General features: G+C 68.8%; 25 protein-coding genes and 1 riboswitch. Of the genes, 10 read left to right on the top strand and 15 right to left on the bottom strand.

The window, feature by feature from the left end; translation table 11 throughout:
- Window positions 1-22: 22 nt before the first annotated feature.
- From ACFTR6_RS01880 to hemE, 7 genes are all read right to left on the bottom strand, one after another.
- The gene (locus tag ACFTR6_RS01880; RefSeq protein WP_377956672.1) at window positions 23-838 is read right to left on the bottom strand and encodes a uroporphyrinogen-III synthase; all 816 of its coding nucleotides are present in this window, start codon (window positions 836-838) and stop codon (window positions 23-25) included.
- Between the two features lie 80 nt (window positions 839-918).
- Window positions 919-1,917, bottom strand: coding sequence for a hydroxymethylbilane synthase (gene hemC, locus ACFTR6_RS01885; RefSeq protein ID WP_076801602.1), 999 nt, complete (start codon window positions 1,915-1,917; stop codon window positions 919-921).
- Window positions 1,914-3,146 carry a ferrochelatase gene (locus ACFTR6_RS01890; protein WP_377956673.1) on the bottom strand — a complete coding sequence of 411 codons (1,233 nt, stop codon included), beginning with the start codon at window positions 3,144-3,146 and terminating at the stop codon, window positions 1,914-1,916. Before ACFTR6_RS01890 ends, hemC begins: the two co-directional genes overlap by 4 nt.
- Window positions 3,143-3,844, bottom strand: coding sequence for a hydrogen peroxide-dependent heme synthase (gene hemQ / locus ACFTR6_RS01895; protein ID WP_076801597.1), 702 nt, complete (start codon window positions 3,842-3,844; stop codon window positions 3,143-3,145). The genes ACFTR6_RS01890 and hemQ overlap by 4 nt, the downstream gene beginning before the upstream one ends.
- Window positions 3,845-3,918: 74 nt before the next feature.
- Window positions 3,919-5,121 carry a hypothetical protein gene (locus ACFTR6_RS01900; protein WP_377956674.1) on the bottom strand — a complete coding sequence of 401 codons (1,203 nt, stop codon included), beginning with the start codon at window positions 5,119-5,121 and terminating at the stop codon, window positions 3,919-3,921.
- A 140-nt stretch (window positions 5,122-5,261) separates the two neighbouring features.
- Complete coding sequence (hemG, locus tag ACFTR6_RS01905; protein ID WP_377956676.1) at window positions 5,262-6,767, bottom strand: protoporphyrinogen oxidase; 1,506 nt, start codon at window positions 6,765-6,767, stop codon at window positions 5,262-5,264.
- 5 nt (window positions 6,768-6,772) lie between these two features.
- Window positions 6,773-7,867, bottom strand: coding sequence for a uroporphyrinogen decarboxylase (gene hemE, locus ACFTR6_RS01910; protein ID WP_076801587.1), 1,095 nt, complete (start codon window positions 7,865-7,867; stop codon window positions 6,773-6,775).
- Window positions 7,868-8,026: 159 nt separating this feature from the next.
- Between hemE and ACFTR6_RS01915 the strand changes: the two genes are divergently transcribed.
- Both ACFTR6_RS01915 and ACFTR6_RS01920 read left to right on the top strand, forming a co-directional pair.
- Window positions 8,027-9,382: a glutamyl-tRNA reductase gene (locus ACFTR6_RS01915; RefSeq protein ID WP_236782994.1), complete on the top strand. Its 1,356-nt coding sequence runs from the start codon at window positions 8,027-8,029 to the stop codon at window positions 9,380-9,382.
- 110 nt (window positions 9,383-9,492) lie between these two features.
- Window positions 9,493-10,176: a hypothetical protein gene (locus tag ACFTR6_RS01920; protein WP_377956677.1), complete on the top strand. Its 684-nt coding sequence runs from the start codon at window positions 9,493-9,495 to the stop codon at window positions 10,174-10,176.
- A gap of 23 nt (window positions 10,177-10,199) precedes the next feature.
- Here ACFTR6_RS01920 and moeB read toward each other — a convergent pair whose 3' ends face one another.
- Entirely contained in the window at window positions 10,200-11,399 is a 1,200-nt protein-coding gene (gene moeB, locus ACFTR6_RS01925; RefSeq protein WP_377956678.1) for a molybdopterin-synthase adenylyltransferase MoeB, read from the bottom strand.
- A gap of 84 nt (window positions 11,400-11,483) precedes the next feature.
- Here moeB and ACFTR6_RS01930 point away from each other — a divergent pair, with 84 nt between their 5' ends.
- From ACFTR6_RS01930 to ACFTR6_RS01940, 3 genes are read left to right on the top strand one after another with little or no spacing between them, the layout of a single operon-like run.
- The gene (locus tag ACFTR6_RS01930) at window positions 11,484-12,152 is read left to right on the top strand and encodes a TetR/AcrR family transcriptional regulator (RefSeq protein WP_377956679.1); all 669 of its coding nucleotides are present in this window, start codon (window positions 11,484-11,486) and stop codon (window positions 12,150-12,152) included.
- A gap of 56 nt (window positions 12,153-12,208) precedes the next feature.
- Complete coding sequence (locus ACFTR6_RS01935; protein ID WP_076801574.1) at window positions 12,209-12,433, top strand: DUF3107 domain-containing protein; 225 nt, start codon at window positions 12,209-12,211, stop codon at window positions 12,431-12,433.
- 8 nt (window positions 12,434-12,441) lie between these two features.
- A complete protein-coding gene (locus ACFTR6_RS01940) occupies window positions 12,442-12,744 on the top strand; it encodes a hypothetical protein (RefSeq protein ID WP_377956680.1) in 303 nt (100 codons plus the stop codon).
- On the opposite strand, the gene ACFTR6_RS01945 is transcribed toward ACFTR6_RS01940, so the two are convergent.
- The 4 genes from ACFTR6_RS01945 to thiO form a co-directional block, all read right to left on the bottom strand.
- Window positions 12,741-13,442, bottom strand: a complete 702-nt coding sequence (locus ACFTR6_RS01945; RefSeq protein ID WP_377956681.1) for a 4a-hydroxytetrahydrobiopterin dehydratase — start codon at window positions 13,440-13,442, stop codon at window positions 12,741-12,743. The two genes, ACFTR6_RS01940 and ACFTR6_RS01945, sit on opposite strands and share 4 nt — an antisense overlap.
- Before the next feature lie 63 nt (window positions 13,443-13,505).
- Window positions 13,506-14,303 carry a thiazole synthase gene (locus tag ACFTR6_RS01950; protein WP_377956682.1) on the bottom strand — a complete coding sequence of 266 codons (798 nt, stop codon included), beginning with the start codon at window positions 14,301-14,303 and terminating at the stop codon, window positions 13,506-13,508.
- Window positions 14,304-14,308: 5 nt separating this feature from the next.
- The gene (gene thiS, locus ACFTR6_RS01955; RefSeq protein ID WP_087874351.1) at window positions 14,309-14,545 is read right to left on the bottom strand and encodes a sulfur carrier protein ThiS; all 237 of its coding nucleotides are present in this window, start codon (window positions 14,543-14,545) and stop codon (window positions 14,309-14,311) included.
- 34 nt (window positions 14,546-14,579) lie between these two features.
- Complete coding sequence (gene thiO, locus ACFTR6_RS01960) at window positions 14,580-15,881, bottom strand: glycine oxidase ThiO (protein ID WP_377956683.1); 1,302 nt, start codon at window positions 15,879-15,881, stop codon at window positions 14,580-14,582.
- Window positions 15,872-15,993: riboswitch (TPP riboswitch) on the bottom strand. (Overlaps the previous gene by 10 nt.)
- Window positions 15,994-16,020: 27 nt before the next feature.
- On the opposite strand from thiO, the gene thiE reads away from it, so the two are divergent.
- Complete coding sequence (gene thiE, locus ACFTR6_RS01965; RefSeq protein WP_377956684.1) at window positions 16,021-16,722, top strand: thiamine phosphate synthase; 702 nt, start codon at window positions 16,021-16,023, stop codon at window positions 16,720-16,722.
- Window positions 16,723-16,737: 15 nt separating this feature from the next.
- Here the strand turns inward: thiE and ACFTR6_RS01970 are convergent, their stop codons facing one another.
- On the bottom strand, window positions 16,738-17,424 hold the full coding sequence (locus ACFTR6_RS01970) for a ferritin-like fold-containing protein (protein WP_076801563.1): 687 nt from the start codon (window positions 17,422-17,424) through the stop codon (window positions 16,738-16,740).
- Between the two features lie 41 nt (window positions 17,425-17,465).
- Here ACFTR6_RS01970 and ACFTR6_RS01975 point away from each other — a divergent pair, with 41 nt between their 5' ends.
- From ACFTR6_RS01975 to ACFTR6_RS01985, 3 genes are all read left to right on the top strand, one after another.
- A complete protein-coding gene (locus ACFTR6_RS01975) occupies window positions 17,466-18,992 on the top strand; it encodes an RNB domain-containing ribonuclease (RefSeq protein ID WP_377956685.1) in 1,527 nt (508 codons plus the stop codon).
- Between the two features lie 314 nt (window positions 18,993-19,306).
- Entirely contained in the window at window positions 19,307-20,986 is a 1,680-nt protein-coding gene (locus tag ACFTR6_RS01980) for a DEAD/DEAH box helicase (RefSeq protein ID WP_076801558.1), read from the top strand.
- A 5-nt stretch (window positions 20,987-20,991) separates the two neighbouring features.
- Complete coding sequence (locus tag ACFTR6_RS01985) at window positions 20,992-21,864, top strand: DNA-methyltransferase (protein WP_377956686.1); 873 nt, start codon at window positions 20,992-20,994, stop codon at window positions 21,862-21,864.
- A gap of 89 nt (window positions 21,865-21,953) precedes the next feature.
- On the opposite strand, the gene ACFTR6_RS01990 is transcribed toward ACFTR6_RS01985, so the two are convergent.
- The gene (locus ACFTR6_RS01990) at window positions 21,954-22,799 is read right to left on the bottom strand and encodes a PHP domain-containing protein (RefSeq protein WP_076801554.1); all 846 of its coding nucleotides are present in this window, start codon (window positions 22,797-22,799) and stop codon (window positions 21,954-21,956) included.
- Window positions 22,800-22,848: 49 nt separating this feature from the next.
- Here ACFTR6_RS01990 and ACFTR6_RS01995 point away from each other — a divergent pair, with 49 nt between their 5' ends.
- Entirely contained in the window at window positions 22,849-24,438 is a 1,590-nt protein-coding gene (locus ACFTR6_RS01995; RefSeq protein ID WP_377956687.1) for an aminopeptidase P family protein, read from the top strand.
- Window positions 24,439-24,532: 94 nt separating this feature from the next.
- On the opposite strand, the gene ACFTR6_RS02000 is transcribed toward ACFTR6_RS01995, so the two are convergent.
- Window positions 24,533-25,555, bottom strand: a complete 1,023-nt coding sequence (locus tag ACFTR6_RS02000; RefSeq protein WP_377956688.1) for a general stress protein — start codon at window positions 25,553-25,555, stop codon at window positions 24,533-24,535.
- Between the last annotated feature and the right edge of the window lie 39 nt (window positions 25,556-25,594).

The raw sequence follows: 25,594 nt of genomic DNA on the forward strand, positions 1-25,594 counted from the left end.
GTGCTTAGGGGGCGTCAACTGCTCAAGGAGCGCCAATGGCCCGGACGACGGCGGCGACGAGCCCTTCGGGAGTGGCCTCCCGCGCCGTGGCGGCCACAGAGAGCCCGTGGGTTTCCGCCTCTGCGGCGGTGGCGGGGCCGATGGCCACGAGGCGGCAGGAGCCGAGCGGCGCCAGTGCCGCGGCGATCCGCCGCACGGCGCTGGGTGAGGCGGCGACGACGGCGGCCAGGACGCCGTCGTCGACCTCTGCTTTTGCTTCGGCGGGCGTGAGCAGCGGCAGCGCCGCAGCGGTGCCCCCATCTCCGGCCCCGCCGGGGATTTTTGCCCCAAGGTGCCGCCCGGGCTCGGCCGGGAAATCCACCGTGGCATAGGCAACCACTGTGTGCACCCGGGCACCCTTCGCCTCCAGCCCCCGGGCCAGGGCCGGGGCCGCGATATCGGCCTGCGGCAACAGCACGGCGGCGGAACCGCCGGGCCATCCGTCCACGATCCCTGCGGCCGAGTGTTCACGCTGCGGCTCGAAATGCACGGCAATCCCCGCAGCCTCGAGCGCCTTCCGGCTGGCCGGCCCCACCGCCGCAACGCGGGTTCCGGCCGGAAGCCAGTTCCGCAGTTGCACGCCGTGTTCGGCCGCCTGCTCCTGCAGGGCGAGGACGGTGGTGGCGCTGCTGACCACGAGCCACTCGAAGCGGCCCGCGCCCAGCGCCTCAAACGCCTCGCCAAATGCGTCCTGGTCCGGGGCGCGTTCCGCGGCCGTGAGCGGCAGCAGCAGGGGAACGGCGCCGGCCAGCCGCAGCGCCTCCGCGAGGGGTCCGGAGCGCTCGGGGCTTCGCGTCACCAGGACGCGGCACCCTTCCAGCGGGCGCCCGCCCGCCGGGTTCTTCCCGCTCGTCGTTCGCATACGGTGGCCGGCTGCGGTCAGGAAGCCGTCAGGTCCGCGATGTCCGCAGCTCCGGCTGCCAGCAGGACCTCGGCCAGTTCGATGCCCAGCAACGTGGCGCCGACTTCGGTGAGTCCGTCGGTGGCCCGCTTGTCCCGCACCGAGGCGGTGCCGTCCACGGCGCAGACCACGGCTTCCAGGTGGAGCATGCTGCCCTTGCGGTACGCGTAGGCGCCCACGGGGGCGGCGCAGCCTGCCTCAAGCCGGGCGAGCAGTGCCCGCTCGGCTGTGACCGCAAGCCTGGTGTCGGCGTCGTCAAGGGCGGCCAGCGCCTGGGCGAGCACGCCCTGGGATCCGTCGAGGGACCCGGCCCGGCGCGGCGCCTCGGCGGTGCGGCATTCGATGGCCAGCGATCCCTGTCCGGCTGCCGGGAGCATGATGTCCGTCTCCAGGTATTCGGTGACGGTGTCCAGGCGGCCGATCCGCTCCAGCCCTGCGGCGGCGAGGATGACGGCGTCCAGGTCGCAGGACTTCCCGTCAACCACTGCCTCGGTGGCGTTGCCCGGCAGCCCGGGCACCCGGCCCAGCCGCGTGTCCACGTTGCCGCGGATGTCCACGATGTCCAGGTCGGGGCGGACAGCTCGCAGCTGCGCCGCCCGGCGCGGAGAGCCGGTGCCGACGCGGGCGCCCTTGGGCAGGTCTGCCAGCTTGAGTCCGTCGCGTGCGCAGAGGACGTCGCGGACGTCCACCCGCGGCGGGGTTGCGGCCAGCGTCAGGCCCGGGGCGGAGCCGGTGGGCAGGTCCTTCAGGGAGTGGACGGCCACGTCGCACTCGTTCCTCAGCAGCGCGTCACGCAGCGCGGCCACGAAAACGCCGGTGCCGCCCATCTGCGACAGCGAGCCGGTGAGGACGTCGCCGTCGGTCCTGACATGGACGAGCTCGACGTCGAAGCCCCCGACGGCGGCCAGCCGGTCGGCCGTCTGCTGGGTCTGGGTCAGGGCGAGCTTGCTCGCCCGGGTGCCGATCCGTACTGTCACTTCGCGTCCTGCCCGGCCGGGTAGGGGTCGTGCCCCTGGCCGACGGTGGTGTCGGCGCCGGCGATGGTGGGCTTTTCGCCGCGGAAGTTTTCGCAGCAGCCGGGACGGCAAACGTCGTACCAGGGGCCGAGGCCGGTAACGGCCTGGCGGTCGGCAACGTTGTTGGCCACCGTGCGTTCGCAGATCAGTTCCACGAGCCCCTCCACAAAGCGGCGGTGCGTTCCCGGCGTGGGCACGCGGGTGGCGGCGATGCCCAGCTCCTTGCAGGTCTGCAGCGCTTCGGTGTCGAGGTCCCAGACGACCTCCATGTGGTCGCTGACGAAGCCCAGCGGCACGATGACAATGCCCGCCACGCCCTGCTTGGCGAGGTCCTCAATGGCGTCGTTGATGTCCGGCTCAAGCCACGGGATGTGCGGAGCGCCAGAGCGCGACTGGTACACGAGGGACCAGGGGGCGGACAGGCCGGAATCGGCTTCCACCCGGCGGATGATTTCCGCTCCGTTGGCGAGGTGCTGGGCCACGTAGGCGGAATCCTCGGCGAACTCACGGGGCTCGTCCCCGGACCGGCCGGCGGCCACGGCATCCCGGGTGGGGATGGAGTGGGTGGCGAAGAGAACGTGGATGGGGGCGTCGGGCTTGCCGGCGGCGGCCAGCTGCGCGCGCACCTCAGCGACTCCCCCGGCAGTGCCTTCAATGAAGGGTTCCACGAAGCCGGGGTGGTCGAAGTACTGGCGGACCTTGTCCACTTCCAGCCTGCCGTCGAGCCCGGTTTCGGTCAGGGCCATGCCGATGTCCTCGCGGTACTGGCGGCAGCTGGAGTAGCAGGAGTACGCACTGGTGGTGAGCATGAGCAGGCGGCGGTGGCCGGCGTCGTACGCGTCCTGGAGGGTCTGCGGGATGTAGGGGTCCCAGTTCCGGTTGCCCCACAGCACGGGCAGCTCGATGCCCCGCGCCGCAAGCTCGGCTTCGAGGGCCGCCTTCAGTTCCCGGTTCTGCTGGTTGATCGGGCTGATGCCGCCGTTGGCGCGGTAGTGGTGGGACACCTCTTCGAGACGCTCGTCGGGGATCCCCCGGCCGCGGGTGACGTTGCGCAGGAACGGGATCACGTCGTCCTGGCCCTCGGGGCCGCCGAAGGACGCGAGGAGGATGCCGTCGTATTCCTTGGGAGCCATCCTGCCTGCCTCGGTGACAGGATTCACGGCGGCTTCCTGGGGATCGAGCGGGCTCATGCCAGGACCTCGGCGATCTCGCCGGACGAGATCCTGCGGCCGGTGTAGAACGGGATCTCTTCGCGGACGTGGTTGCGCGCTTCGGTGGCACGCAGGTGGCGCATCAGGTCCACGAGGTCAACGAGCTCGGGCGCCTCCAGGCCGAGGATCCATTCCCAGTCGCCGAGGGCGAACGAGGAGACGGTGTTGGAAATGACCTGCGGGAAGTCGCGGCCCAGCAGGCCGTGGTCGCGCAGCATCTTGCCGCGCTCGTCCTCCGGCAGCAGGTACCACTCGTAGGAGCGGACGAACGGGTAGACGCACAGCCATTGAGCCGGTTCCACGCCGCGGGAGAACGCCGGGGTGTGGTTCTTTGCGAACTCGGCCTCACGGTGCACGCCCATGGCGGACCAGACAAGCTCCGTTCCGGCGAACAGCTTGCTGCGGCGGATGTCACGGATGGCCTGCTGCAGCGCCTCGGGCCTGGGGCCGTGGAGCCAGACCATGACGTCGGCGTCGGCGCGCATGGCGGAAACGTCGTAGCTTCCGCGGTGGACTACCCCTGCCTCGGCCAGGCGCGCCACCAGGGCGTCGAAATCCTCGGCGGCATCGGCGCTGCGGAGGACCTCGGCGGAGCGCTTGAACACGGTCCAGAGGGTGAAGAACTGCTCGGCTGATTCTTCGGTTTTGGTGACAGATTCGGCAGGAGTGTGGCTCATGGTTACTATCCTGCCCCTTCCATGCGGCCTAAGTCGAAAAACTCAACTTCTACATTGCGTAGAAGTGGCTAAGTTCACAGCGACCGGCGGATCCGGACGGCGGCCACTCCGGCCGCTCCGGCGAGGGCCAGCAGCCCGGCCCCCCACCACACCTGCGGAGCAATGGTCCCGTTTTGTGACACGCCCAGGACCGCGCTTTCTGCCGGTCCCTGCATGTACGGCGAGCTGATCGTGGCCATGTTGTTGGGGCCGGCGAGCTGCGCCGAGCCCCAGACTCCGGCCGAGCGTCCCCTGAGGCCTGCGCCGCCGGACAGGCCCATGATCGCCTTGAACGGGTTGGCCTCGGCAGTGGCGGTTTCGGTGGTCGCCGCGGAGTCACCCGTGGCTGGCGCCGGGGCTCCGGCAGTTCCGGATCCTGAAGCTCCCGGCGCTCCGGCCGGAGCCTGGCGTGCCGGGGAGCCACCGGTTTCCGCCGGCGATCCCGACCAGCTGCCCGACGGCCCCGTCCAGCTGCCCGGCTCCGACGGCGTTCCCGACGGCGACGACGTTGAGGTGCCCGATGAGGACGGCGTCCCGGAGGTCTGTGTTTCGGCAGGCGCAGGGGCTTCAGGAGAGCCTGACGGCCTCGACGGCCGGGAAGGCGCTACCGTCTCCGGAGAAGTGGGCTCTGACGAGGGCGCCGGCTCGGTATCACCGGGATCGGACGGCGCCGGAGCCGGCTCCGTGGGCGTTGCCGAGGCCGTGATCGACGGGTCCGGCGTCGGGCTGGCCGTGAGCGTTACGGAGGGAACCGGCGAGGGAACCAGCGGCGCCAGCGACGGCGGCAGCGATTCGGACGGCGAAGGCCCGTCCGTGGGAGAGGGCTCGGAAGGCTGGGCTGATCCGCCGTCCGACGTACCTGCGTCCGACGTACTTGCATCCGATGTGCCGCCGTTCGACGCGTCTTCGTCCGACTTAACGCCGTCGCGGTTCGACTTGCCCTCGCCCTTGCCGTGGTTCGACAGTGCGGCATTCGACAGTGCGGCCGCGGCCCAGGCTTCGAGGCCAGCGGCGTCGACGGTGGCCTCCAGAGCCGTTCCGTCAGCTGTGCCGGACTGCTCCGAATCCCCCAGCAGGCCGGACGCAGGCACCTCGGCCGCGGCAGCGGTGGATGCAGGAACACCTGCGGACAAGACCAGTACCGCTCCGAACGCAGCTGCTGCTGTGCCGCGCCGAAGCCCCCCATGGAAACCAGTCAGCGAACGAAAACCATCGGACTTCTGATTGACCATAGTCATCGACCCTAAACACAATTTCGCGCCAGGGAAAACTTGCGGGCGGCCCCTGCGGGCAGGTATCGCGGGCGCCAGGGAAGCTGCCTCCAGGGACGCTCCGGGCTGCCCCGGAGGCCTTCGCTTCAGCCCCGGAGACCCTCGCTTCAGCCCCGCGTCAGGAAGCCGGCGAGCTGCTTCTTGGTGTCGGCCACTACGGCCGCCAACCCGTTGCCGGCCAGCCAGCCGCCGACCATCAGCAGTCCGTCAATACCCGCGCAGACCTGCCGCACCTCGGCGACCCGCTGGCGGTGCCCCACAGCCGCAAAGGGCAGTGCCCCGGCCCAGCTGACGACGTCCCAGTCCACCAGGGCCTCCCGTGTGACGGGCACCGTCAGCAGCGCTGACGCATCCTGCAAAGCCATGTCAAGCAGTTCCTCGTCCCCTGCCGGCTCCGGTCCCGTCCCGGTGTCCACGGACTCAGCCGGCGCACCCTCGCTGCGTCCGTAGGACAGGCGCACCACGTGCCGTCCGCGTCCGGCCGCTTCCGCTACCCAGTCCCACTTGCCGGTGGCGTGGGTGAGGGCCTTCGCCCTGATGCCTTCCGTTTGCGGCGCCACCAGAATTCCGGTGCCACGCGGACGCCGGTCGAGCGCGGGGAGATCAACAACGAGTGTCACGAGCTTGACCAGAGGTCCCGGTCCGGGCTGATGGGCGGCCAGGGCCGGGACCGCTGCACCGAGGAGCTGTATTGCCGACGGCCCGTCCAGGGCGACCACCAATACATCGCCCGTATAGCTGCCCTCCCCCGCCGTTACCTTCCAGCCGTCCGGGGTCCGCGCAACTGCCGTTGCTGCCGTCCCGGGCAGCAGCTGCACGCCGCGCGCCCGGAGGTCGGCCACCAGCTCCGTGACGAGGGTGTGCATGCCGCCCTTCAGCCCGGCGACGGCGGAGCCCGCCTTGGCGGGCTTGCCGGACGTTGCCGCGGGTTGCGTTGGGGAACCCTGTGCCGGGCCGTCCGAGGTTCCTGTTCCCTTGCGCTGGGCGGCGACGGCCGCTGCCAGCGAGCCGTGCCGGGTGATCCCGGCCCGGAGGCCCGGGGCCACCATGTCGACGTCGAGCAGCCCGGGGTCGGCGGAATGCACGCCGCCCACCACCGGCTCGACGAGCCGCTCGAGGACGCGGCGGCCCATCCGTGCCCGCACCAGCGCCGAGACGCTGGAAACTTCGCCCCTGGTTCCCACGGAGGCGGGCAGCAGTTTGTCCAGCGAGGCACGCAGGGAGCCGCCCAGTCCCAGGGAGCGGCGGACTTCCGGGTCCCAGGGATTGGCCGGGATGCCCAGCACACCGGTCTTGGGAAGTTCCCGGGCTCCGCCAGGCAGCTGCACCCAGGCGCCGCCAGGGCGCGGGGCAACGATGTGGCCGCCCAGTCCCAGTTCAGCGGCCAGGTCGGCCACGGCGGTGGAGCGGGTGGCAAACGACTCGGCCCCGCTGTCCAGGGTCAGCCCGGCCACATCGTGCCGGCCTACGCAGCCTCCCCACGCATCGGCCGCTTCCAGCACTGTGGCGCTGAGGCCGGCGCGGGCGAGTTCCCGGGCGGCCAGGAGCCCGGAGATGCCGCCGCCGACCACCAGTGCCGTACGTCCGGCCAGCGAAGGACTGCCTGCAGCCACTGCCCTTACTCCGGGGAGATGGAGTGGATGAGTTCCACGACGCGCGTCAGGACATCCGGGTCCGTCTCCGGCGGTACGCCGTGGCCAAGGTTCAGTACATGGCCGGGGGCCGCCGCGCCGGATGCGATCACTTCGCGGACGTGCGCCTCAAGGACCTCCCACGGGGCGGACAGCAGGGCAGGATCGATGTTGCCCTGCAGCGGGACGGTGCCGCCCAGCCTGCGGTTGGCCTCCTCCAGCGGCAGCCGGTAGTCCACACCCACCACGTCAACACCGACGTCGCGCATGGCCACCAGAAGCTCCGAGGTTCCGGTGCCGAAGTGGACCAGCGGCGCGCCCAGGTCACGGACGTGGTCCAGGGCGCGGGACGAGGCTGCGGCAACGAAGCGGCTGTAGTCGGCCAGGCCCAGGGAACCGGCCCAGGAATCAAACAGCTGGCCTGCGGAGGCGCCGGCCTCCAGCTGGGCGCGCAGGAACAGGCCGGAGGCGTCCGCGGCCCAGTTGGCCAGCGCCGTCCACGTCTCGGGGTCGGCGTGCATCATGGTGCGGGGACCAAGGTGGTCGCGGGAGGGACGGCCCTCCACCATGTAGGCCGCCAGCGTGAAGGGCGCGCCGGCGAAACCGATCAGGGGGGTCTTGCCGAGCTGCTCCACGGTGAGCCGGACGGCTTCCCGGATGGGTTCCAGGGACTCCTCGGTCAGGCGGGGCAGGGCCGCCACATCGGCGGCGGTCCGCACGGGCTTGTCCAGGACCGGCCCCACGCCCGGGACGATGTCAACGCCGACGCCGGCCAGCTTGAGCGGAATGACGATGTCGGAGAAGAAGATGCCGGCGTCCACGTCGTGGCGGCGCACCGGCTGCAGGGTGATTTCGGAGGCAAGCTCGGGCCGCAGGCAGGAGTCCAGCATGGCGACGCCTTCGCGGACCTTCAGGTACTCCGGCAGGGAACGGCCCGCCTGGCGCATGAACCACACGGGGCGGCGGCTCGGCTTGCCGCCGCGGTAAGCCGTAATCAGCGGAGAGTCTGCAGTGCGTCCGTCGCGAAGCGGATGGCCTGCGTCGAGTCCGGTACCGGCGGGGGTTACAGCGCTAGAAGTCATGCCTTTGATTGTGCCCAAAATAGTCCCCAAAAGATAACGACAGCTTGTCGCCCGGCAGCAGCATCCTCCGGTGCGTGTCAGGAATCACAGGGATGGAAAGCTCCTATCCGTTTGAAGGGTTGTTCTACGCCTTTGCGAAAAAGCTATGATGGTCCTGCTGTGGTTCTTTTCTCATTGGTGGCTACACACGCCGACATCGACCTCGAAACCGTTGCTCAGCTGAGCAACGGTTCTTCCGGCATTGCCACGTCCGCCCTCGCCGGTTCCCCGGCGGTCAAGGGCGCGGTGGTCCTTGCCACCTGCAACCGCTACGAAATCTACGGCGAGGCACCGCACGCCGACGACGTAGAGGCCGCACGCGCCGCCCTGGTGGGCCAGATCAGCGAAACCAGCGGACTCAGCGAGCAGCTCGTGTCCCGGTCCTTCAGCACCCACACCGGGCCCGAGGTCACCCAGCACCTCTTTGCCGTGAGCTCCGGGCTCGACTCCGCAGTGGTTGGCGAACGCGAGATCGCCGGGCAGGTGCGCCGGGCCCTGATCACCGCCCAGCACGAGGGCACGGCCAGCGCCGGGCTGGTCCGTCTGTTCCAGGCTGCCTCCAAGACCGCCAAGGACGTCGGGGCGCAGACCGCCCTCGGCTCCCGCGGCCTGTCCATCGTCTCCGTCGCACTCGACCTCGCCACCGACCTTTCGGAAGAGCCCGACTGGTCGAAGAAGAAGGTCGTGGTGTTCGGCACCGGCGCCTACGCCGGGGCCACCATGGCGCTGCTGCGCGAACGCGGCTGCCGCGATATCTCGGTGTTCTCATCATCGGGCCGCGCCGCCACCTTCGTGGCAACCAGGGGCGGAACCGCCCTCGACGGCGACACCCTGCACGCTGCTGTCGCCGCCGCCGACGTCATGATCGGCTGCAGCGGCTCGGACACCCGGGTGGAAGCTGCCGAGCTCGCCCAGGTCCGTGCCGGATCCACCCAGCCGCTGATCGCCATCGACCTGGCGCTCACCCACGATTTCGATCCCGCCGTCGGAGAGCTCGACGGCGTGGAGCTGCTCACGCTGGAGTCTGTACGGCTCGCTGCACCCCAGGAGCAGGCGGAGTCGCTCGCCCAGGCCAGCAGCATTGTTTCCGGCGCCGCCCAGGCGTTTGAACAGGAGCGCGAGGCACGGTCCGTGGACTCGGCAATTGTGGCCCTCCGCCGCCACACCATGAGCGTGCTCGACGCGGAGATGGAAAAGGTGCGCGCCCGGCACGGGTGCACCGCCGCGGCCGAGGAGGTGGAGTTCGCATTGCGCCGGATGGTCAAGCAGCTGCTCCATGTCCCCACCGTCCGGGCCCGCGAACTCGCGTCCAACGGCCAGCAGGACGACTACGTCGCAGCCCTGGAAACCCTGTACGGCATCACGGTGGAGCAGCCCGCAGCGGCGGCCAAGGCCGAGTGCCCCGTTGACCACACTGCGCTCGGCGTCGGAACGTCAGCCGCTGCGCAGGACGGCGAACGCCGCAATTCCGCCTAGCGTCTTTTCCGAACACACCGTATGTTCTGACAAACAGGACCCCACAAGCTTTCCATAGGCTGCCCGGGGAGCATGGATGTTGCCCGTGAAAACCATATTGGGGAGCAGCCATGAATTTTCCGTCACCGGCCCCTGCCGTCCCGCCCCTGAGCCGCCGGCAATTCGGACTGATCGTGGGAGGCGGAGCGCTCCTGCTGGTGGGCGGCGGAACCTACGGCGTGGTCTCCCGCAGCCGGCCGGGCAGCGGAAAGGGCCTAGACACACCCTTCGGAACCCTCTCACTGGTCGACGCCGGCCGCCTCGCCAGGCTCGATGCCCTGGGCCAGCCTGCCGCCACGCCGCTCGCCGCGGCAATCTCGCAGGTCACCGACGGTGCCCGCCGGGCCGCCGCCACGGGCCAGCCCGGAATCCAGCGCATCTCCAGCCGCCAGGCCACCGGAGGGGACGGCCACCACGGTGCTCCCCTCCTGGACTCCGGCTGGCCCCAACCGGGAAACTTCACCTGGGGCGACGTCGTCGTGCTGGAAGTGGCGATCACGAATGTCCGCCCCGAGCCGGTCCTGTTCAGCCCCGGACAGCTGCGCCTCAAGCTGCTGCCCTCCGGCATCACCGTGGCCCCGCAGGACGCCGACCGGGGCCCGGGAACGATTGCCGCCGGCGCCACAGAGCAGGTCTGGATCAGCTACCTGGCCCCGCACGATTCCCTGGCCATGGAAGTGGAGTACACGGGGCTGGACGACGAGGCCCGGAGCCTTGCCCTGCCGCTGCTGACGCTCGCGAGGGTGTCGTCATAGTCCGCGGGCAGCCCCGCAGCTGTTCAGTAGACGGGCTTCTGGGGCTCCACGTCCCGCACCCAGGCGAGGATGCCGCCGTCGAGATGGCTGACGCGCTGGTAGCCGGCCTTCCGGGCGGCGGCCAGCACGGCGGCCGAGCGCGTCCCGGCCTTGCAGTGGAACACGATGTCCTTGTCCTGCGGCAGCTCGCCCCACGCCTCGCCGGAGAGGATGCGCCCCTGCGGGATCAGCACCGAACCGTCAATCCGCACAATGTCGTACTCCCCCGCCTCGCGCACGTCCACGAGGTCGAAGTCCTTCAGTCCGGCCTGCCGCGAGGCCAGCATCGTAGCCAGCTGGGTTGCCGTCACGGTGTGTTCGGTGTCGGTGGTTTCCGCCGGTGCGATGCCGCAGAACGCCTCGTAGTCGGTCAGCTCGGTGATCCGGGGGGCGTCGGGGTCCTTGGCCACCCTGATCTCGCGCCAGCTGCCGCCCAGGGCGTCGTACAGCGCCACCCGGCCCAGCAGGGAACGCCCGACGCCGGTAATCAGCTTGACGGCCTCGGTCACCATGAGCGATCCGACCGCCGCGCACAGCATCCCGAAGACGCCGCCCTCGCCGCACGAGGGCACTTCACCGGCCGGCGGCGCTTCCGGATAGAGGTCCCGGTAGGTGGGCCCGTGCTGCTCCCAGAAGACGCTGACCTGCCCGTCGAAGCGGAAGATCGATCCCCACACGTAGGGCTTGCCGAGGATGGCGGCGGCGTCGTTCACGAGGTAACGCGTGGCGAAGTTGTCCGCCCCGTCCAGGATGAGGTCGTAGCCGGCGAAAAGCTCCAGCGCGTTGGAAGCATCCAGCCTGGTGTTGTGCAGGCGGACGTCCACCAGCGGGTTCAGTTCCGCGATGGCGTCCCGGGCGGACTCGATCTTGGGCCGGCCGACGTCCCGCGTGCCGTGGATGATCTGCCGCTGCAGGTTGCTCAGGTCCACCGAGTCGTCATCGATGATCCCGATGGTTCCCACACCGGCGGCGGCAAGGTAGAGCAGCGCCGGCGAGCCCAGGCCGCCCGCGCCGATGACCAGTACGCGCGCATTCTTCAGCCGTCTTTGGCCGACAGCGCCGATTTCGGGAATGATGAGGTGCCGGGAATACCGCTCCACCTCTTCGGTGGAAAGCGCAGGCCCGGGATCAACGAGGGGACCCGGGAGCGTGCGGACTGTATTTGCGGTGGACGGAGAAGCCATACTTCAATGTATGCCTGAAGATACCGCGCGGTCATATTACCCCCGGGTAAAGTGAAGTTAACTGCAAAGGAAAGAAGGCCAACAGTGGTTCATCATGCACCGGTTGATCGAACTCAGGCCGCGCAATCCAATGCCGGCCAGGCCCGCCCCGCCGGCCAGCGTTCCGCCAGGCTGCCGCGCGATGAACGCCGGGCCCAGCTGCTGGCCGCCGCCCAGGAGGTTTTCGTCGCCAATGGCTACCACGGTGCCGCGATGGACGAGATCGCGGAGACGGCCCACGTCAGCAAGCCTGTGCTCTACCAGCACTTCCCGTCGAAGCGGGAGCTTTACCTTGCCCTGCTGGACAGCCACCTCGAGGCGCTGACCGCGCTGATGCTCGGGGCCATGAACTCCACCACGGACAACAAAGAGCGCGTGAAGGCCGTCATGCGCGCCTACTTCAGCTTCATAGACAGCGACGACCAGGCCCACCGGCTGGTGTTCGAATCCGACCTCATCAACGACGCCGACGTCAGCTCGCGCCTGGAGACCTTCAACAAGACCTTCGCTGAAGCCATTGCCCGGGTCATCGCCGAGGACACCAAGCTGCCGCTGCTGGAGGCCCAGCTGCTGGGACGCGGCCTTGCAGGCATGGCCCAGGTCAGCGCCCGCTACTGGCTCGAAACCGACGGGAACCTGAACATCGATGTGGCCAGCGACCTGATTTACCGTTTAGCTTGGCGCGGAATCTCTCGCTTCCCCAAAGAGACCTAGACTACAACTGAAACTACCTTTGAAATTTCAACCTTGACTGGCTGGGAGGCCCCGCTGTGGAAGTAAAGATCGGCATTCAGAACGTCGGCCGTGAAATTGTGCTGGAATCGGCTCAGGATGCTGACGCTGTGGCCAAAGTCGTGGCCGAAGCCATTGCCAAGGGCAGCGAGCTCCGCCTGAACGACGAGAAGGGCCGCCAGATCATCGTCCCGGCCAATGTCCTCGGCTACGTCGAAATCGGCGCAGAGGAAGTCCGCCGGGTCGGTTTCGGCGCCCTGTAGGCCCCGCCGTGCTGTCCCTCGCGATCGTGGTCCTGGTGACTGCCGCAACCGGCTTCATCGTCTGGGCCAACGACAGGCGCCACACCAAGTACGGCATCCTCCTGCCGGCGGGTACGGCCGTGGCGGTGGGCATGCTCGCCTGGATCATCTGCATCTGGGCGGGCCTGGGCTACCAGCCCGGGCTGACGTGGATGCCGTGGGTGGTTCCCATGGTGGCCGGGGCCGCCGCCGCCCTGGCAGTGGCAGCCTTTCTCGGCCGTGAGCGCGCCAAGCAGGATACCCGGCGGCTGACGGCAGCGCTGAAAATCTAGCCGCCGCTTTCAGATCCGGCAGGCTCTGCCTCACCCAGGTCCGGCCCCTGTCCTTCCTCGGTGCACAGGCAAAGCCGGTTCCCCTGGGCATCAGTGACCACCACCCAACCGGGTGCGTGGTCACTGTTCATTAAGGCCCCGGTTGCTGCCGTCTTGTCCAGGACGGGTGCCGACTCCGCCTTCGAGCGGTGGACGTCCAGGTGCAGGCGGTTGTCGTTGGGGGTCCGGGTCTCCTGGAACCACACGCCGGGGCCGCGGCCGTACGGGTCCACCAGGTCCCCGAAGCGTCCCTTCCGGTAACCGAGCGCGACGCGCCAGACCTCGGAGATCTCCGCCGCGTCAGCCGTGTCGATGCCGATGTCCACCGACCGGTACAGGCCCGGCTGGGCCTCGGCGCCCGCCGCCGCCGCGGCAGCGCTGACCGAGGCGGCAGCTCCGGTATCCCGCGGGGTTACTTCGCCCCCGGCGTCGTGGGAGCTGAACCGGATGAACACGCGGTTGTACCGCCAGTCCAGGTCCGGATGGTGGTCCATATCCTCCGCCACACGCCCGACGGCAGAGATCAGCTCAAGCGCGGCGGCCGACGTCGGCGTTTTATAGACGGTGACCAGGCCGCCCAGCCGGTAACGCCAGTCCGGCAGGCCGGCGAGCGCTTCGTCGATCTGGGGTCGGGTGAGGATGTCGTCCCTGGCGGCCACGGCTGGCTCCTTGGAAGTGCCTGTTGAGCCTGCCGCGCGTCCGCCGGGAAAGAGTGGCGGGGCTTAGAGGAACTCCGCCCGGCCCTCCATGGCCGACGACGCCAGGGCATGCTCACGGCGCGGGATCCGCCCGCCCGCACGCGCCAGCCTACCGGCGATGACGGCGTGTTTGAAGGCCTCGGCCATCACCGCGGGGTTCTGTGCACGGGTGACGGCGGTGGCCAGCAGGACGGCGTCGCAGCCGAGTTCCATCGCCAGTGCCGCGTCCGAGGCCGTGCCGATCCCTGCGTCCAGGACCACGGGAACGGATGCCCGGGACACGATCAGCTCGATGTTGTGCGGGTTGAGGATGCCCAGGCCGGTACCGATCGGGGCTCCCAGCGGCATGACCGCCGAGGCTCCCAGGTTTTCGAGCCGGAGCGCGAGGACGGGGTCGTCGTTGGTGTAGGCGAAGACCTTGAAGCCGCGGTTGACCAGCTGCTCGGTGGCCTCCACGAGCTCCACCGCGTCCGGCAGCAGCGTGTGCTCGTCCGCAATGACCTCGAGCTTGACCCAGTCGGTCTCCAGCGCTTCGCGTGCCAGCTCGGCCGTCATGACGGCGTCGCGGGCCGTGAAGCAGCCGGCCGTGTTGGGGAGGACGCGGATGTCGTGGTCCACCAGCAGCTGGAAGAGCGAGCCGGTCTCGGCCGGCGAATACCGCCGCATCGCAACCGTGGTCAGCTGGGTGCCGGAGGCCACCAGCGCCGTGCCCAGACCGTCCAGGCTCGGAGCGCCGCCGGTGCCCATGATGAGCCGGGAGGTCAGCTCCACCCCGTCAATGACCAGGCTGTCTGCTGCTGTTTCAGTCAATGTTTCTGCCATCGTGCTCATCCTCCTTGGACTGCCGTGACGAGTTCGATCTCGTCGCCCTCGGCGAGGGCGGTGCTGTGCCACTGGCTGCGCGGCACCACGGCCGAGTTGCGGGCCACCGCAACGCCCAGCCGCTGCCCGTCGGCGGCCTGCCCGGTGGCGGACAGGCGGCGACCTGTGACCTGGCTGACGAGTGTGGTGACCGAGGCGCCCTCGCCTACTTCCTGTTCAATACCGTTCAAAGTGATGTTCATGCTGATTCCTTATTCGGGTCAAATGTGACGTGCGTCATGCGGGAGTGTGGCAATGGGTGAAAGCTCCCAGCGGGGCAGCAACTCCCAGCGGGTCGGGGAGCCCGGGGGAAAACCGGGCCGGCCGGAACGCGGCCCAGCGCCGATCGGTAATGCCGTCCATGAGCTGGCGGCAGATCGCCGCGGCGGCCGGGGTCAGCAGGACCCCGTGGCGGAAGAAGCCGGTGGCAACGATGAGGCCCGCCACGTCCGTACCGGCATCCCGCCCGCCTGCGGGGCCGCATGCCGGTACGCGGCCCAGCAGGGGTGCGTTGTCAGGTGTGCCGGGCCGTGCCCGGGCGGTGGCCTCGAGCAGCTCCAGCTCGGCGACGGCGGGAAGCAGGGCCTGCGCGTCACGCAGCAGCTGGTAGACGCCGCCGGCGCTGGTGCCCGGCACGCCGTCCTCGCGCTGGGTGGCGCCGATCACCACCGTGCCGTCCTGGCGGGGCACGATGTACACCGGAACGCCCCGCACCATGCCCCTGACTGTTGCGGTGAGCAGGGGCTGCAGGTGCGCCGGGACCCGAAGCCTGAGGATGTCTCCGTGGACGGGCCGCAGCGGCAGATGGAGGCCTTCCGGCAGGTTCTGCAGCTGTGCGGCGGCAAGGCCGTTGGCCACCACCGTCTCGGCCGCCCTGACAGAGCCGCCGCCCGCCAGCCGGACGCCGCAGACGCGTCCACCATCCCAGAGCAGGCCAGTGGCCTGCTCCCACACGGCGAATCCCTGTGCTGCCGCAATCCCCTGGCCCGCAATCTCCTGGTCTTGGCTGGCCAGCTCTGCGGCCAGGGCCCTGACCAGCTTGCGCGGGTCCACCTGGTGGTCTGCCGGGATATCAAGGGCGCAGGAAATTCCGGGGCTGAGCAGCGGCTCGCGGGAACGCGCTTCGCGGATGGTCAGCGGTTCCACTTCCAGGCCGTGCGCCCGCTGCACGTCCCGCAGGTCCATCAGCGCGCGCCGGTCGGCGGGATCCGCACCCAGCGCAAGGGTCGGCGTCGTGAGATAACCGGCGTCCTCGCCGGTGGTGAGGGTGGCGGCAAACTCCGGCCATCTGGCCGAGGACTCCAGCATCAGCTCCAGGAGCCCTTCCTCCTGGTAATGCAGTTCACTGACCGGGGCGAGCATGCCGGCCGCCGCCCAGCTGGCGCCGCTGCCGGGGGCTTCATCGATGAGCACCACCGACCGGCCGGAACGCCGCGCCTCCCAGGCGATTCCGTGGCCCACCACGCCCCCGCCAATGACGGCCACGTCTGCCTCGAGACGCGTCGCGGCACAATCCTTGCCGCTGGTTTCGGGATTCATGTTTTCCTTCCCTACGCCGGTACTAACCGGATCAGGTCAAGCGGTCGGCTCTGACGCCCTCTCAGCCCTGCGCCTTTTATGACATCGGCAACGGGCTCCCGCGGTACCTGCCCAGTTTAGAGGAACTAAGGTGGTTGCCATGACCGAGCACTCTGCCCACACCGCCGCCCGCCTCTACCTCTGCACCGATGCCCGCAAGGACCGCGGGGACTTTGCGGACTTCGTGGACGCGGCGTTTGCCGGCGGCGTTGACATCATCCAGCTGCGGGACAAGAGCATTGAGGCGGCCGAGGAGCTCGAGCTGCTGGAAATCGTCCACGCCGCCGCCCGCCGGCACGGCCGGCTCTGGGCCGTGAACGACCGCGCCGACATCGCATCCATCGCCGGCGCCCCGGTGTTCCACATCGGCCAGAAGGACCTGCCGCTGCGCGCTGCCCGGAAGCTGCTGCACGATGCAACCGTGATCGGGCTCTCCACCCACAGCACGGAGCAGGTGGATGCCGCCATCGTCGCCGCCCACGGACGCGGCGGCCTGGACTATTTCTGCGTGGGCCCGCTCTGGGCCACCCCCACCAAACCCGGGCGCGCCGCCGTCGGGCTCGATCTGGTGAGCTACGCGGCGAAGGCTGTCCGCACCGTGAACGAGGAAATTGTGGGGGGACTGCTGCTGCCCTGGTTCGCGATCGGCGGGATCGACCGCACGAACGTGGAGCAGGTCCTGGCGGCCGGAGCCAGCAGAATTGTCGTCGTCCGTGCCATCACCGAGGCGCCGGACCCGGCGGCCGCAGCGGCGGAACTGCTCGACGCCCTCGAAGCGACGTCCCCCGCAGCCGTCATCTAGCGGTAACCCGGCAAGCTACCCGCTCAGGCCCAGCTGGACCATCCGGCGGGAATGGTTTTCCGCGACTTCGGCCGTGATGCCCCGCACCTGTTCGCGGGCGCTGGCGTCCGTGGCGCCGGGTTCCGCCTCGACGAACAGTTCGCTGAGGAAGGCGTGCTCGTGGCCCACACGCTGGGCCTGGGTGATGGCTTCGCCGAGCAGGCGGCGGCCCCACAGCGCCAGCCTGGATGCCAGCCGGGGATCATCGGCCAGGGCTCCCCTGAGCCGCTCCCGGAGCACCGCCGTGGCCTCCTCGGACGACTGGATCTGCTGGATCACCTCACGGGTTCCGGCGTCCACGAACCGCGCCACGGCCTGGTAGAAATCAGCGGAAACGGTGTCCACCACGTACGCCTTCATCAGGGACTCGTACCAGTCCGCCGGGCGGGTCCGTTCGTGGAAGTGGTCCACGGCGGACTGGAACGGCAGCATCGCATGTTCGACGTCGACGCCCATCTCCGCCAGCTTGGCGCTCACCAGCTCGTAATGCTGGAATTCAATGACGGCGATCCGGCCGAGCACGGCCCTGTCGTGGAGCGTGGGCGAGTAACGGGCGTCGGAGGACAGCCGTTCAAACGCGGACAGTTCGCCGTACGCCATCACACCGAACAGGTCCGCGACGAAGCGGTCGTAGCGAGCGGTGCCAGCCGAGGATGTGCCCATAATCCAAGACTAACGGCGCAATTCGGGCTAACCTGATTTTCGTGTCACATCATCGGCTGTCGCCCAGCGTCCACGAGCAGACCAACGCGCTCGCCGATGCCCTGAGCGCGCTGCGGACGGAACTCGAGCTCCCGGGCGAATTCCCCGAGGACGTGCTCAAGGAGGCCGAAGCCGCCGTCGCCGACCGCGAATTCCCGGCCCTGGACCTGACCGGCGTGGAGTTCCTGACCATCGACCCGCCGTCGTCCACCGACCTTGACCAGGCGCTCTTCATCGAACGGCTAGGTGACGGCTACCGGATCCTTTACGCCATCGCCGACGTTCCGTCCTTCGTGCAGCCCGGCGGCGCGCTCGACGCCGAGACCCGGCGCCGCGGGCAGACGTTCTATGCGCCGGACGGCCGGATCCCGCTGCATCCGGAGGTCATCAGCGAGAACGCGGGCAGCCTGTTGGCCGGGCAGCTGTGCTCCGCCTTCGTCTGGGAGTTCGAGCTCGACGCCGCCGCTGAGGTGGTGTCCGTGCTGGTGCGCCGGGCTGCCGTGCGGAGCCGGGCCAAACTCAATTACAGGGCAGTCCAGGCGGAACTGGACGCCGGGACTGCTTCGCCCATGCTGCAGCTTCTGCGCGAGGTGGGGCGCAAGCGTGTGGACCTGGAGCGGGCCCGCGGCGGCGCCAGCCTGAACATGCCCGAACAGGAGATCGTCCAGCTTAGTGACGGCGGCTACCAGATCGTGGCGGTGCCGCAGCTGCCGGTGGAGGACTGGAACGCCCAGATTTCGCTCATGACCGGAATGGCCGCAGCCTCCCTGATGCTTGAGGGAAAAGTGGGGATCCTGCGCACCATGCCTGCCCCGGACGAGCGCTCACTCAGCCACTTCAAACGCCAGACAGCCGCGCTGGGCAAACCGTGGGACGGGCAGGAAAGCTACGGCGAATACCTGCGCACCCTCGACCCCACCGACCACCGGCAACTGGCCATCCTCCATTCGGCCGGCATGCTCTTCCGCGGGGCCGCGTACACGCATTTCGACGGAACCGTCCCGGAGGACGCCGTCCAGTCAGCCATCGGCACGGCGTACGCCCACACCACGGCCCCGCTGCGCCGCCTCGTGGACCGGTTTGTGCTGGTCATCTGCGAGGCACTGAGCAACAACCGCCCCGTGCCTGCCTGGGCCCGCGAGGCGCTGCCCTCACTGCCCGAGATCATGGCGTACTCGGACCAGCTGGCGGGGCGGATGGAACGCCTTGCCCTGGACACCGTGGAAGCCGCGCTGCTGATCAACCACATCGGGCAGGAGTTCGACGCGGTGGTGATCTCCGGATCGAAGCCGGCCAAAAACGGCAACGGCAACGGCGCAGGGAACAGCAACGGGGCCGGCAACGGGAACGGGAACGGTGCCAACGGCAAGGGGGCCAACGGGTCCGGCCCCTCCGGGGTGGTCCAGATCGCGGAACCGGCGGTGACGGCCAGGTGTGAAGGGGAAATGGAGCCCGGCACCAGGGTCCGCGTCCGGCTCATCTCCTCCGACATCGCAACACGGGAGGTCCGCCTCGAGCTCGTTGGCTGATGAGCCCCGGACGGCAGTTCCCGCGGCCGCAACGGGCGCCTGCGGCGGCCTGAGTCAGGGAAACCACGGATTTGCCAGTAGACTGGGTGGGTAGTAATGGATGCCCGGTCGTTGATTTCCTTGATTTGAATTCAACAAGCCCGCCCCTACGCGATCTTGAGTCACACCCGCCGGTCCCCAGTGCCGGCAATTAGATAGCCCGCGATCGGCTTCCACTGGAATTGCTTGCGCGCCTGAGCGTGCTCCGGAACGGCCCCGTGCCCGCCCCGTTGAGCAGGCGGCGCCAATGCCTAAATGAATAAGGAAACTCCCCTGTGAGTGAATTGCATACCCACCAGCTGCTCTCCGATGACACCGGCACCGAGACCATCGAGCCGGAAGAGACCATCATCTCGGACGAGAAGCCGCACGAGATAGCCGAAAAGACGTTTGCCGACTTCGATGTCCGTCCCGACATCGTCGAGTCCCTGGCGGACGCCGGCATCACGCACCCCTTCCCGATCCAGGCCATGACGCTGCCGGTGGCCCTGACCGGCCACGACATCATCGGCCAGGCCAAGACCGGCACCGGCAAGACGCTCGGCTTCGGTATCCCCGTCCTGCAGCGCGTGCTGGGCCGGGACGACGCCGGCTTCGACAAGCTCCCCTCCCCCGGCGCTCCGCAGGCCATGGTGATCGTTCCCACCCGCGAACTTGCCGTCCAGGTGGCCAACGACCTTCAGACGGCCTCCCGCAAGCGCAACGTGCGGATCGCCACGATCTACGGCGGCCGCGCCTACGAACCGCAGATCGAGGCCCTGCAGAAGGGCGTGGAAGTGGTCGTCGGCACCCCGGGCCGCCTCATCGACCTCTTCAAGCAGCGCCACCTGGTGCTCAAGAACGTCAAGATCGTGGTCCTGGACGAGGCCGACGAGATGCTCGACCTCGGCTTCCTGCCCGACGTCGAAACCCTCATCGCCGGCACCCCCGCGGTCCGCCAGACCCTGCTGTTCTCCGCCACCATGCCCGGCCCCGTCATTGCGATGGCCCGCCGCTACATGACGCAGCCCACGCACATCCGCGCCGCCGACCCCAACGATGAGGGGCTCACCAAGCGCGATATCCGCCAGCTGATCTACCGCGCCCACAGCCTGGACAAGACCGAGGTGGTCTCCCGGATCCTGCAGGCCCGCGAGCGGGGCCGCACCATCATCTTTACCAAGACCAAGCGGACTGCCGCGAAGGTGGCCGAGGAACTGGTGGACCGCGGTTTTGCCGCCGCCGCCATCCACGGCGACCTCGGACAGGGCGCCCGCGAGCAGGCCCTGCGGGCGTTCCGCAACAACAAGGTGGACGTCCTGGTGGCCACCGACGTTGCCGCCCGCGGCATCGACGTCGACGACGTCACCCACGTCATCAACTACCAGTGCGTTGAAGACGAGAAGATCTACCTGCACCGGGTGGGCCGCACCGGCCGCGCCGGCAACAAAGGCACGGCCGTGACGTTCGTCGACTGGGACGACATGCCGCGCTGGGGGCTGGTGAACAAGGCGCTGGGGCTGAACGTCCCCGAGCCCGTCGAGACCTACTCGTCCTCGCCGCACCTGTACACCGACCTGGACATTCCGGAGGGCACCAAGGGCCGGCTGCCGCGCAGCAAGCGCACCCTCGCCGGCGTCGACGCCGAGGTCCTGGAGGACCTGGGCGAGACGGGCAAGAAGAACAGCCGCTCCCGCAAGCGCGACTCCGGCCGCTCCGGGGGCAGGGACGGCAGCCGCCGCGGCGGCGAGTCCGCCAACCGCTCGGGCGAGCGCCGCCGTCGTTCATCAGACACCCGCGCTTCAGACACCGGTGCAGAAGCTGCAACCGGTTCCGCCGCCACGGCAACCGCTGAAGGCGAGCAGCCGGCACGTGCGCGCCGCACCCGCACCCGCACGCGCCGCCGCAACGGCGAAGTGGTCTCCGGCGGGGAATCCGCAGCCACCGGCCAGCAGCCCGGCACCGAGGCCCCATAGCCTCAATGACTGAAACTGTCTGGGCGCCGGACGGCAGCAACCTGGTGGTGCACGCGGATAACGCGGACTTCCTCCCCACGCTGCCGGACGGCGCCTTCACACTGATATACGTGGATCCGCCCTTCAACACGGGACGGGCCCAGCAGCGCCAGGAAACCAAGATGGTGCTCAACGCCGACGGCGACGGCGACCGGGTGGGTTTCAAGGGCCGCTCGTACGACACCATCAAGGGTGCCCTGCACCGGTACGACGACGCGTTCAGCGACTACTGGTCGTTCCTCGAGCCGCGCCTGGTGGAGGCCTGGCGGCTCCTGTCCGACGACGGCACCCTGTACCTGCACCTTGACTACCGCGAGGTGCACTACGCCAAGGTGATGCTGGACGCCATCTTTGGCCGGGCCTGCTTCCTCAACGAGATCATCTGGGCCTACGACTACGGTGCGCGCGCCAAAAACCGCTGGCCCACCAAGCACGACAACATCCTCGTCTACGTCAAAAACCCGGCGAAGTACCATTTCAACAGCGCCGAGGTGGACCGGGAACCCTACATGGCGCCGGGGCTCGTGACTCCGGCCAAGCGGGAGCTGGGCAAGCTGCCCACGGACGTCTGGTGGCACACGATCGTCTCCCCCACGGGCAAGGAAAAAACGGGCTACCCCACACAGAAGCCCGAGGGCCTGGTGCGCCGCGTCGTGGCAGCGTCCAGCCGCCCGGGTGATTGGTGCCTGGATTTCTTCGCCGGTTCCGGCACGCTCGGCGCCGTCGCGGCCAAAATGGGGCGCAGGTTCGTCTGCGTGGACCAGAACCAGCCAGCCATCGACGTCATGGCCAAGCGGCTCGGGGCGCATGCCGAGATCGCGTCCTACCCGCCCAACTAGCTCGCAATAGTTGTCGTTTTGAGGGCCCAAAACGACAACTACTGCCAGTCAGTTGGGCCAGCGCACCGTTGGGTCAGCGCACTCTTGGATCAGCGGACGACGTCGGTGCCCGTCCCCAGCTCCTCGATCCGTTCGAACACGTCCGGCGCAGTCAGGTTCTCGCCGAGGCGGTTCGGTTTGCCCAGGCCGTGGTAGTCCGAGGACCCCGTCACCAGGAGCCCGTGCCGGGCAGCCAGCTTCCGGAGGAATTCCCGGCCCTCCGCGGGGTTGTCCCGGTGGTTGACCTCCAGGCCGGACAGGCCGGCGTCGATCATGTCGTGGTACGTGCTTTCGCCCACGACGCGCCCGCGCGCGGACGCCACCGGGTGCGCAAAAACGGGAACCCCGCCCGCGGCGCGGACCAGTTCGACGGCGAGCGCCGGCTCGGGCGCGTAGTGCTGCACGAAGTAGCGCGAGTGCGAGGTAAGGATCGAGGTGAAGGCCTCGGACCGGTCCGCCACCACTCCGGCCGCCACCAGGGCGTCGGCGATGTGCGGCCGGCCCAGCGTGGCTCCCGGTGCCACATGGTGGATGACGTCGTCCCAGCTCAGGGGGTAGTCCTCGGCCAGCAAAGTGACCATGCGTTCGGCGCGGGTGAGGCGGGCGTCCCGGGCCTTCGTGATTTCTTCGAGCAGGCCGGGGTGCGTGGGGTCGTGCAGGTAGCTCAGGAGGTGGACGCTGATCCCCTGGTCCGTGCGGCACGAAATCTCCATGCCGGGCACCAGGGCCACGCCGTTGTCGACCGCAGCCCGCGACGCTTCCGCCCAGCCGTCCGTGGAGTCATGGTCAGTCAGCGCGATAACGTTCAGCCCGGCCGCCGCCGCGGCAGCCATGACCTCGGCCGGTGTCTCCGTGCCGTCGGAAACATTCGAGTGGGCGTGCAGATCAATCCTCACCTGCCCAGCCTAGTAGATGGCGCGCGCAGACGGGTGAGACTATGGGACCGTGAACGATGCAGATAACACCCACAACGGTGAAACCACAGCTTCCCAGCCCCTGGAAGAGCGCGTTAACAACCGCTCCCAGCGGCCCACTTCCGCGGCCTTCAAGGCCTTCATGGCCAGCAACTGGGCGCCCGCCCCGCAGGAGACCCCTCAGCGGGACGCCGTCGCCAGCCACGCCGCGAGGAGGCGACGGGCCATCTCCGACCAGTTCAAGGGCGAGCGCCTGGTGCTTCCGGCCGGGCCCCTGAAGGTCCGGTCCAACGACTGCGATTACCGCTTCCGGCCGCACTCCGGATTCGCGCACCTCACCGGCCTCGGGCTGGACCATGAGCCCGACGCCGTGCTCATCTTCGAACCTGTCGGGGAAGGAAAGGGCGACGACGGCGGCAGCCACCGCGCCACGCTCTACTTCCGGCCGCTGGCCGGCCGGGATACGGAACAGTTCTACGCCGACGCGCGGTCGGGTGAATTCTGGATCGGCCCGCGGCCCACACTGGCGGAGTTTGAGGCCCGGCTCGGCATCCCCACCGCCCACATCGACGAACTTGAAGTGGCCGTCACCAAGAACGTCGGCGCCCCCGAAATCGGCGGCATCTCCATCCGGCTGGTGCGCAAGGTGGACGAAAACATCGACGCGCTCGTGGATACCGCCCGTTACAACACAGCCAAGGACCCCGACAACCTGGACCTTGGTGTTCTGGACGCCCTCGATGAGAAGCTGTCCGAAGCGCTCTCCGAACTGCGCCTGACCAAGGACGAGTGGGAAATCGAACAGATGCAGACCGCGGTGGCCGCCACCGTGGAAGGCTTCACCGAAGTGGTCAAGGCCCTGCCCCGCGCCCTGACGCATGCCCGCGGCGAGCGCGTGGTGGAAGGCGCCTTCTTTGCCCGTGCCCGGGAGGCAGGCAATGAACTGGGCTACGACACCATTGCCGCCTCCGGAAACAACGCCACGGTGCTGCACTGGACCCGCAACACCGGCAAGGTCAACGCCGGGGAACTCATCCTGCTGGACGCCGGCGTTGAGGCCGATTCGCTCTACACCGCGGACATCACGCGCACGCTCCCGGCCACGGGCAAGTTCTCGGACATCCAGCGCAAGATTTACGAGGCCGTCCTGGACGCCGCCGACGCCGGCTTCGCGGCCGCCCAGATCGGCGTGAAGTTCCGCGACGTCCACACCGCCGCAACCACTGTCCTCGCGGAACGGCTGGCCGAATGGGGCCTGCTCCCGGTCTCCGTCGAGGAGGCCCTCAGTGAAGACGGGCAGCAGCACCGGCGCTGGATGCCGCACGGCACCAGCCACCACCTCGGCCTCGACGTCCACGACTGCGCCCAGGCCAAGCGGGAACTCTACCTGGACGGCGTGCTGCGGGAGGGGATGGTCTTCACCATCGAGCCCGGCCTGTACTTCAAGCAGGAAGACCTGGCCATTCCCGAGGAGTACCGCGGCATCGGCGTGCGCATCGAGGACGACATCCTGATGACCGCCGCGGGCCCGGTGAACCTCAGCGCGGCGCTCCCCCGAACGGCGGACGACGTCGAGGCCTGGATGGCGGGCATCTATCAGGAGATCGACGCCAAGGCATAGGGGTTCATGCACAAAGGGAAGGCCACCGGATGATCCGGTGGCCTTCCCTTTGCACTGGCTCTTGTTTTGTGCTGGCCCTTGTTGCTGTCCGGGGCTACTGCTGCTGGCCGTCCCGGCCCTGCTCGGGCTGGTTCGGGTCCACCCGCACGCCGTACTGCGGCCGGCCGTCCGGCAGGTCCGGGTAACGGATGGACGACGCCGGGCGCTGGCCCGTTGCCGGCGTGGGCTCTGCGGCCTGGTCGTGCTGGTGGGCGCCGTCCTGCTGGCCGGCACCGTACTGCTCGTTGGCGCCGTACGGCTGCTGTGCGCCATATTGCTGGCCCTGCTGGCCTGCACCGTATTGCTGGTTTGGGCCGTATTGCTGGTTAGGGTCCTGAGGCTGCCCTGCACCATGCTGCTGGCCTGTGCCGTATTGCTGACCTGTGCCGTACTGCTGGTTAGCGTCCTGGCCGCGCTGGCCGTAGGGGTCGTTCCAGCTGGCCGGCCGCTGGGGTGCCTGCCCGTGGGAGGCGCCCGGAGGCGGGCCCTGGTGCCGGCCATGCTGCTGGTACGGCTGGTTCTGGTAGTCGTGTTGGGTATAGGGCGCCGTGTGCGCACCCGCAGAGGCGTCCGAGGGCGTCATGGGGAGCTGCTGCAGCAGCCGGCGCGCCTCATGGGCCGCCTCGAAGGCCACGATGACGTCGTAGTTGGTGGCAACCACCTGGCTGGTGGAGGTGAAGTCGCGCTTGCCGCGCTGCATGGCGTAGGTGACGATCCCGAACAGCATGAAGAACGCCGCGCCCATCAGGACTGAGCTGATGATGGAAAACGTTCCGCCGGCGGGCGTGAAGAAGGACAGCATGACGCCGACGAACAGGCCGAACCACATGCCGCTCAGGGCACCGGAGAGTGCCACCCGGGGGTAGCTGAGCCGGCCCGTCACCCGTTCCACCATCTTCAGGTCGTTCCCGACGATGGACACCATGTGCACGGGGAACTGCTGGTCGGCGAGGTAGTCCACGGCCTTTTGGGCGTCCAGGTAGGAGTTATATGAGCCGACGGTATCCCCGGTGGGGACAGTCTTCGATTCATCCGACCCGTTGGGCGCAGCCTTCGGAGCACCAAAAATGTTTGCCATAACCCCATTCTTGCCCATAAGGATGGGTGAACGCTGAAA

The organism is Arthrobacter sp. NPDC057009, assembly GCF_042673905.1.
Lineage (GTDB): Bacteria > Actinomycetota > Actinomycetes > Actinomycetales > Micrococcaceae > Arthrobacter.

Excerpts from the sequence above, each read along its gene's own strand:
- ACFTR6_RS01985 (WP_377956686.1), top strand. The coding sequence starts at position 20,992 with ATGACTGAAACTGTCTGGGCGCCGGACGGCAGCAACCTGGTGGTGCAC.
- thiS (WP_087874351.1), bottom strand. The coding sequence starts at position 14,545 with ATGAACATCACTTTGAACGGTATTGAACAGGAAGTAGGCGAGGGCGCC.
- ACFTR6_RS02000 (WP_377956688.1), bottom strand. The coding sequence starts at position 25,555 with ATGGCAAACATTTTTGGTGCTCCGAAGGCTGCGCCCAACGGGTCGGAT.
- ACFTR6_RS01900 (WP_377956674.1), bottom strand. The coding sequence starts at position 5,121 with ATGACTATGGTCAATCAGAAGTCCGATGGTTTTCGTTCGCTGACTGGT.
- hemE (WP_076801587.1), bottom strand. The coding sequence starts at position 7,867 with ATGACTTCTAGCGCTGTAACCCCCGCCGGTACCGGACTCGACGCAGGC.
- moeB (WP_377956678.1), bottom strand. The coding sequence starts at position 11,399 with ATGGCTTCTCCGTCCACCGCAAATACAGTCCGCACGCTCCCGGGTCCC.
- thiO (WP_377956683.1), bottom strand. The coding sequence starts at position 15,881 with ATGAATCCCGAAACCAGCGGCAAGGATTGTGCCGCGACGCGTCTCGAG.
- thiE (WP_377956684.1), top strand. The coding sequence starts at position 16,021 with ATGACCGAGCACTCTGCCCACACCGCCGCCCGCCTCTACCTCTGCACC.
- ACFTR6_RS01970 (WP_076801563.1), bottom strand. The coding sequence starts at position 17,424 with ATGGGCACATCCTCGGCTGGCACCGCTCGCTACGACCGCTTCGTCGCG.
- hemQ (WP_076801597.1), bottom strand. The coding sequence starts at position 3,844 with ATGAGCCACACTCCTGCCGAATCTGTCACCAAAACCGAAGAATCAGCC.
- ACFTR6_RS01950 (WP_377956682.1), bottom strand. The coding sequence starts at position 14,303 with ATGGCAGAAACATTGACTGAAACAGCAGCAGACAGCCTGGTCATTGAC.
- ACFTR6_RS01890 (WP_377956673.1), bottom strand. The coding sequence starts at position 3,146 with ATGAGCCCGCTCGATCCCCAGGAAGCCGCCGTGAATCCTGTCACCGAG.
- ACFTR6_RS01920 (WP_377956677.1), top strand. The coding sequence starts at position 9,493 with ATGAATTTTCCGTCACCGGCCCCTGCCGTCCCGCCCCTGAGCCGCCGG.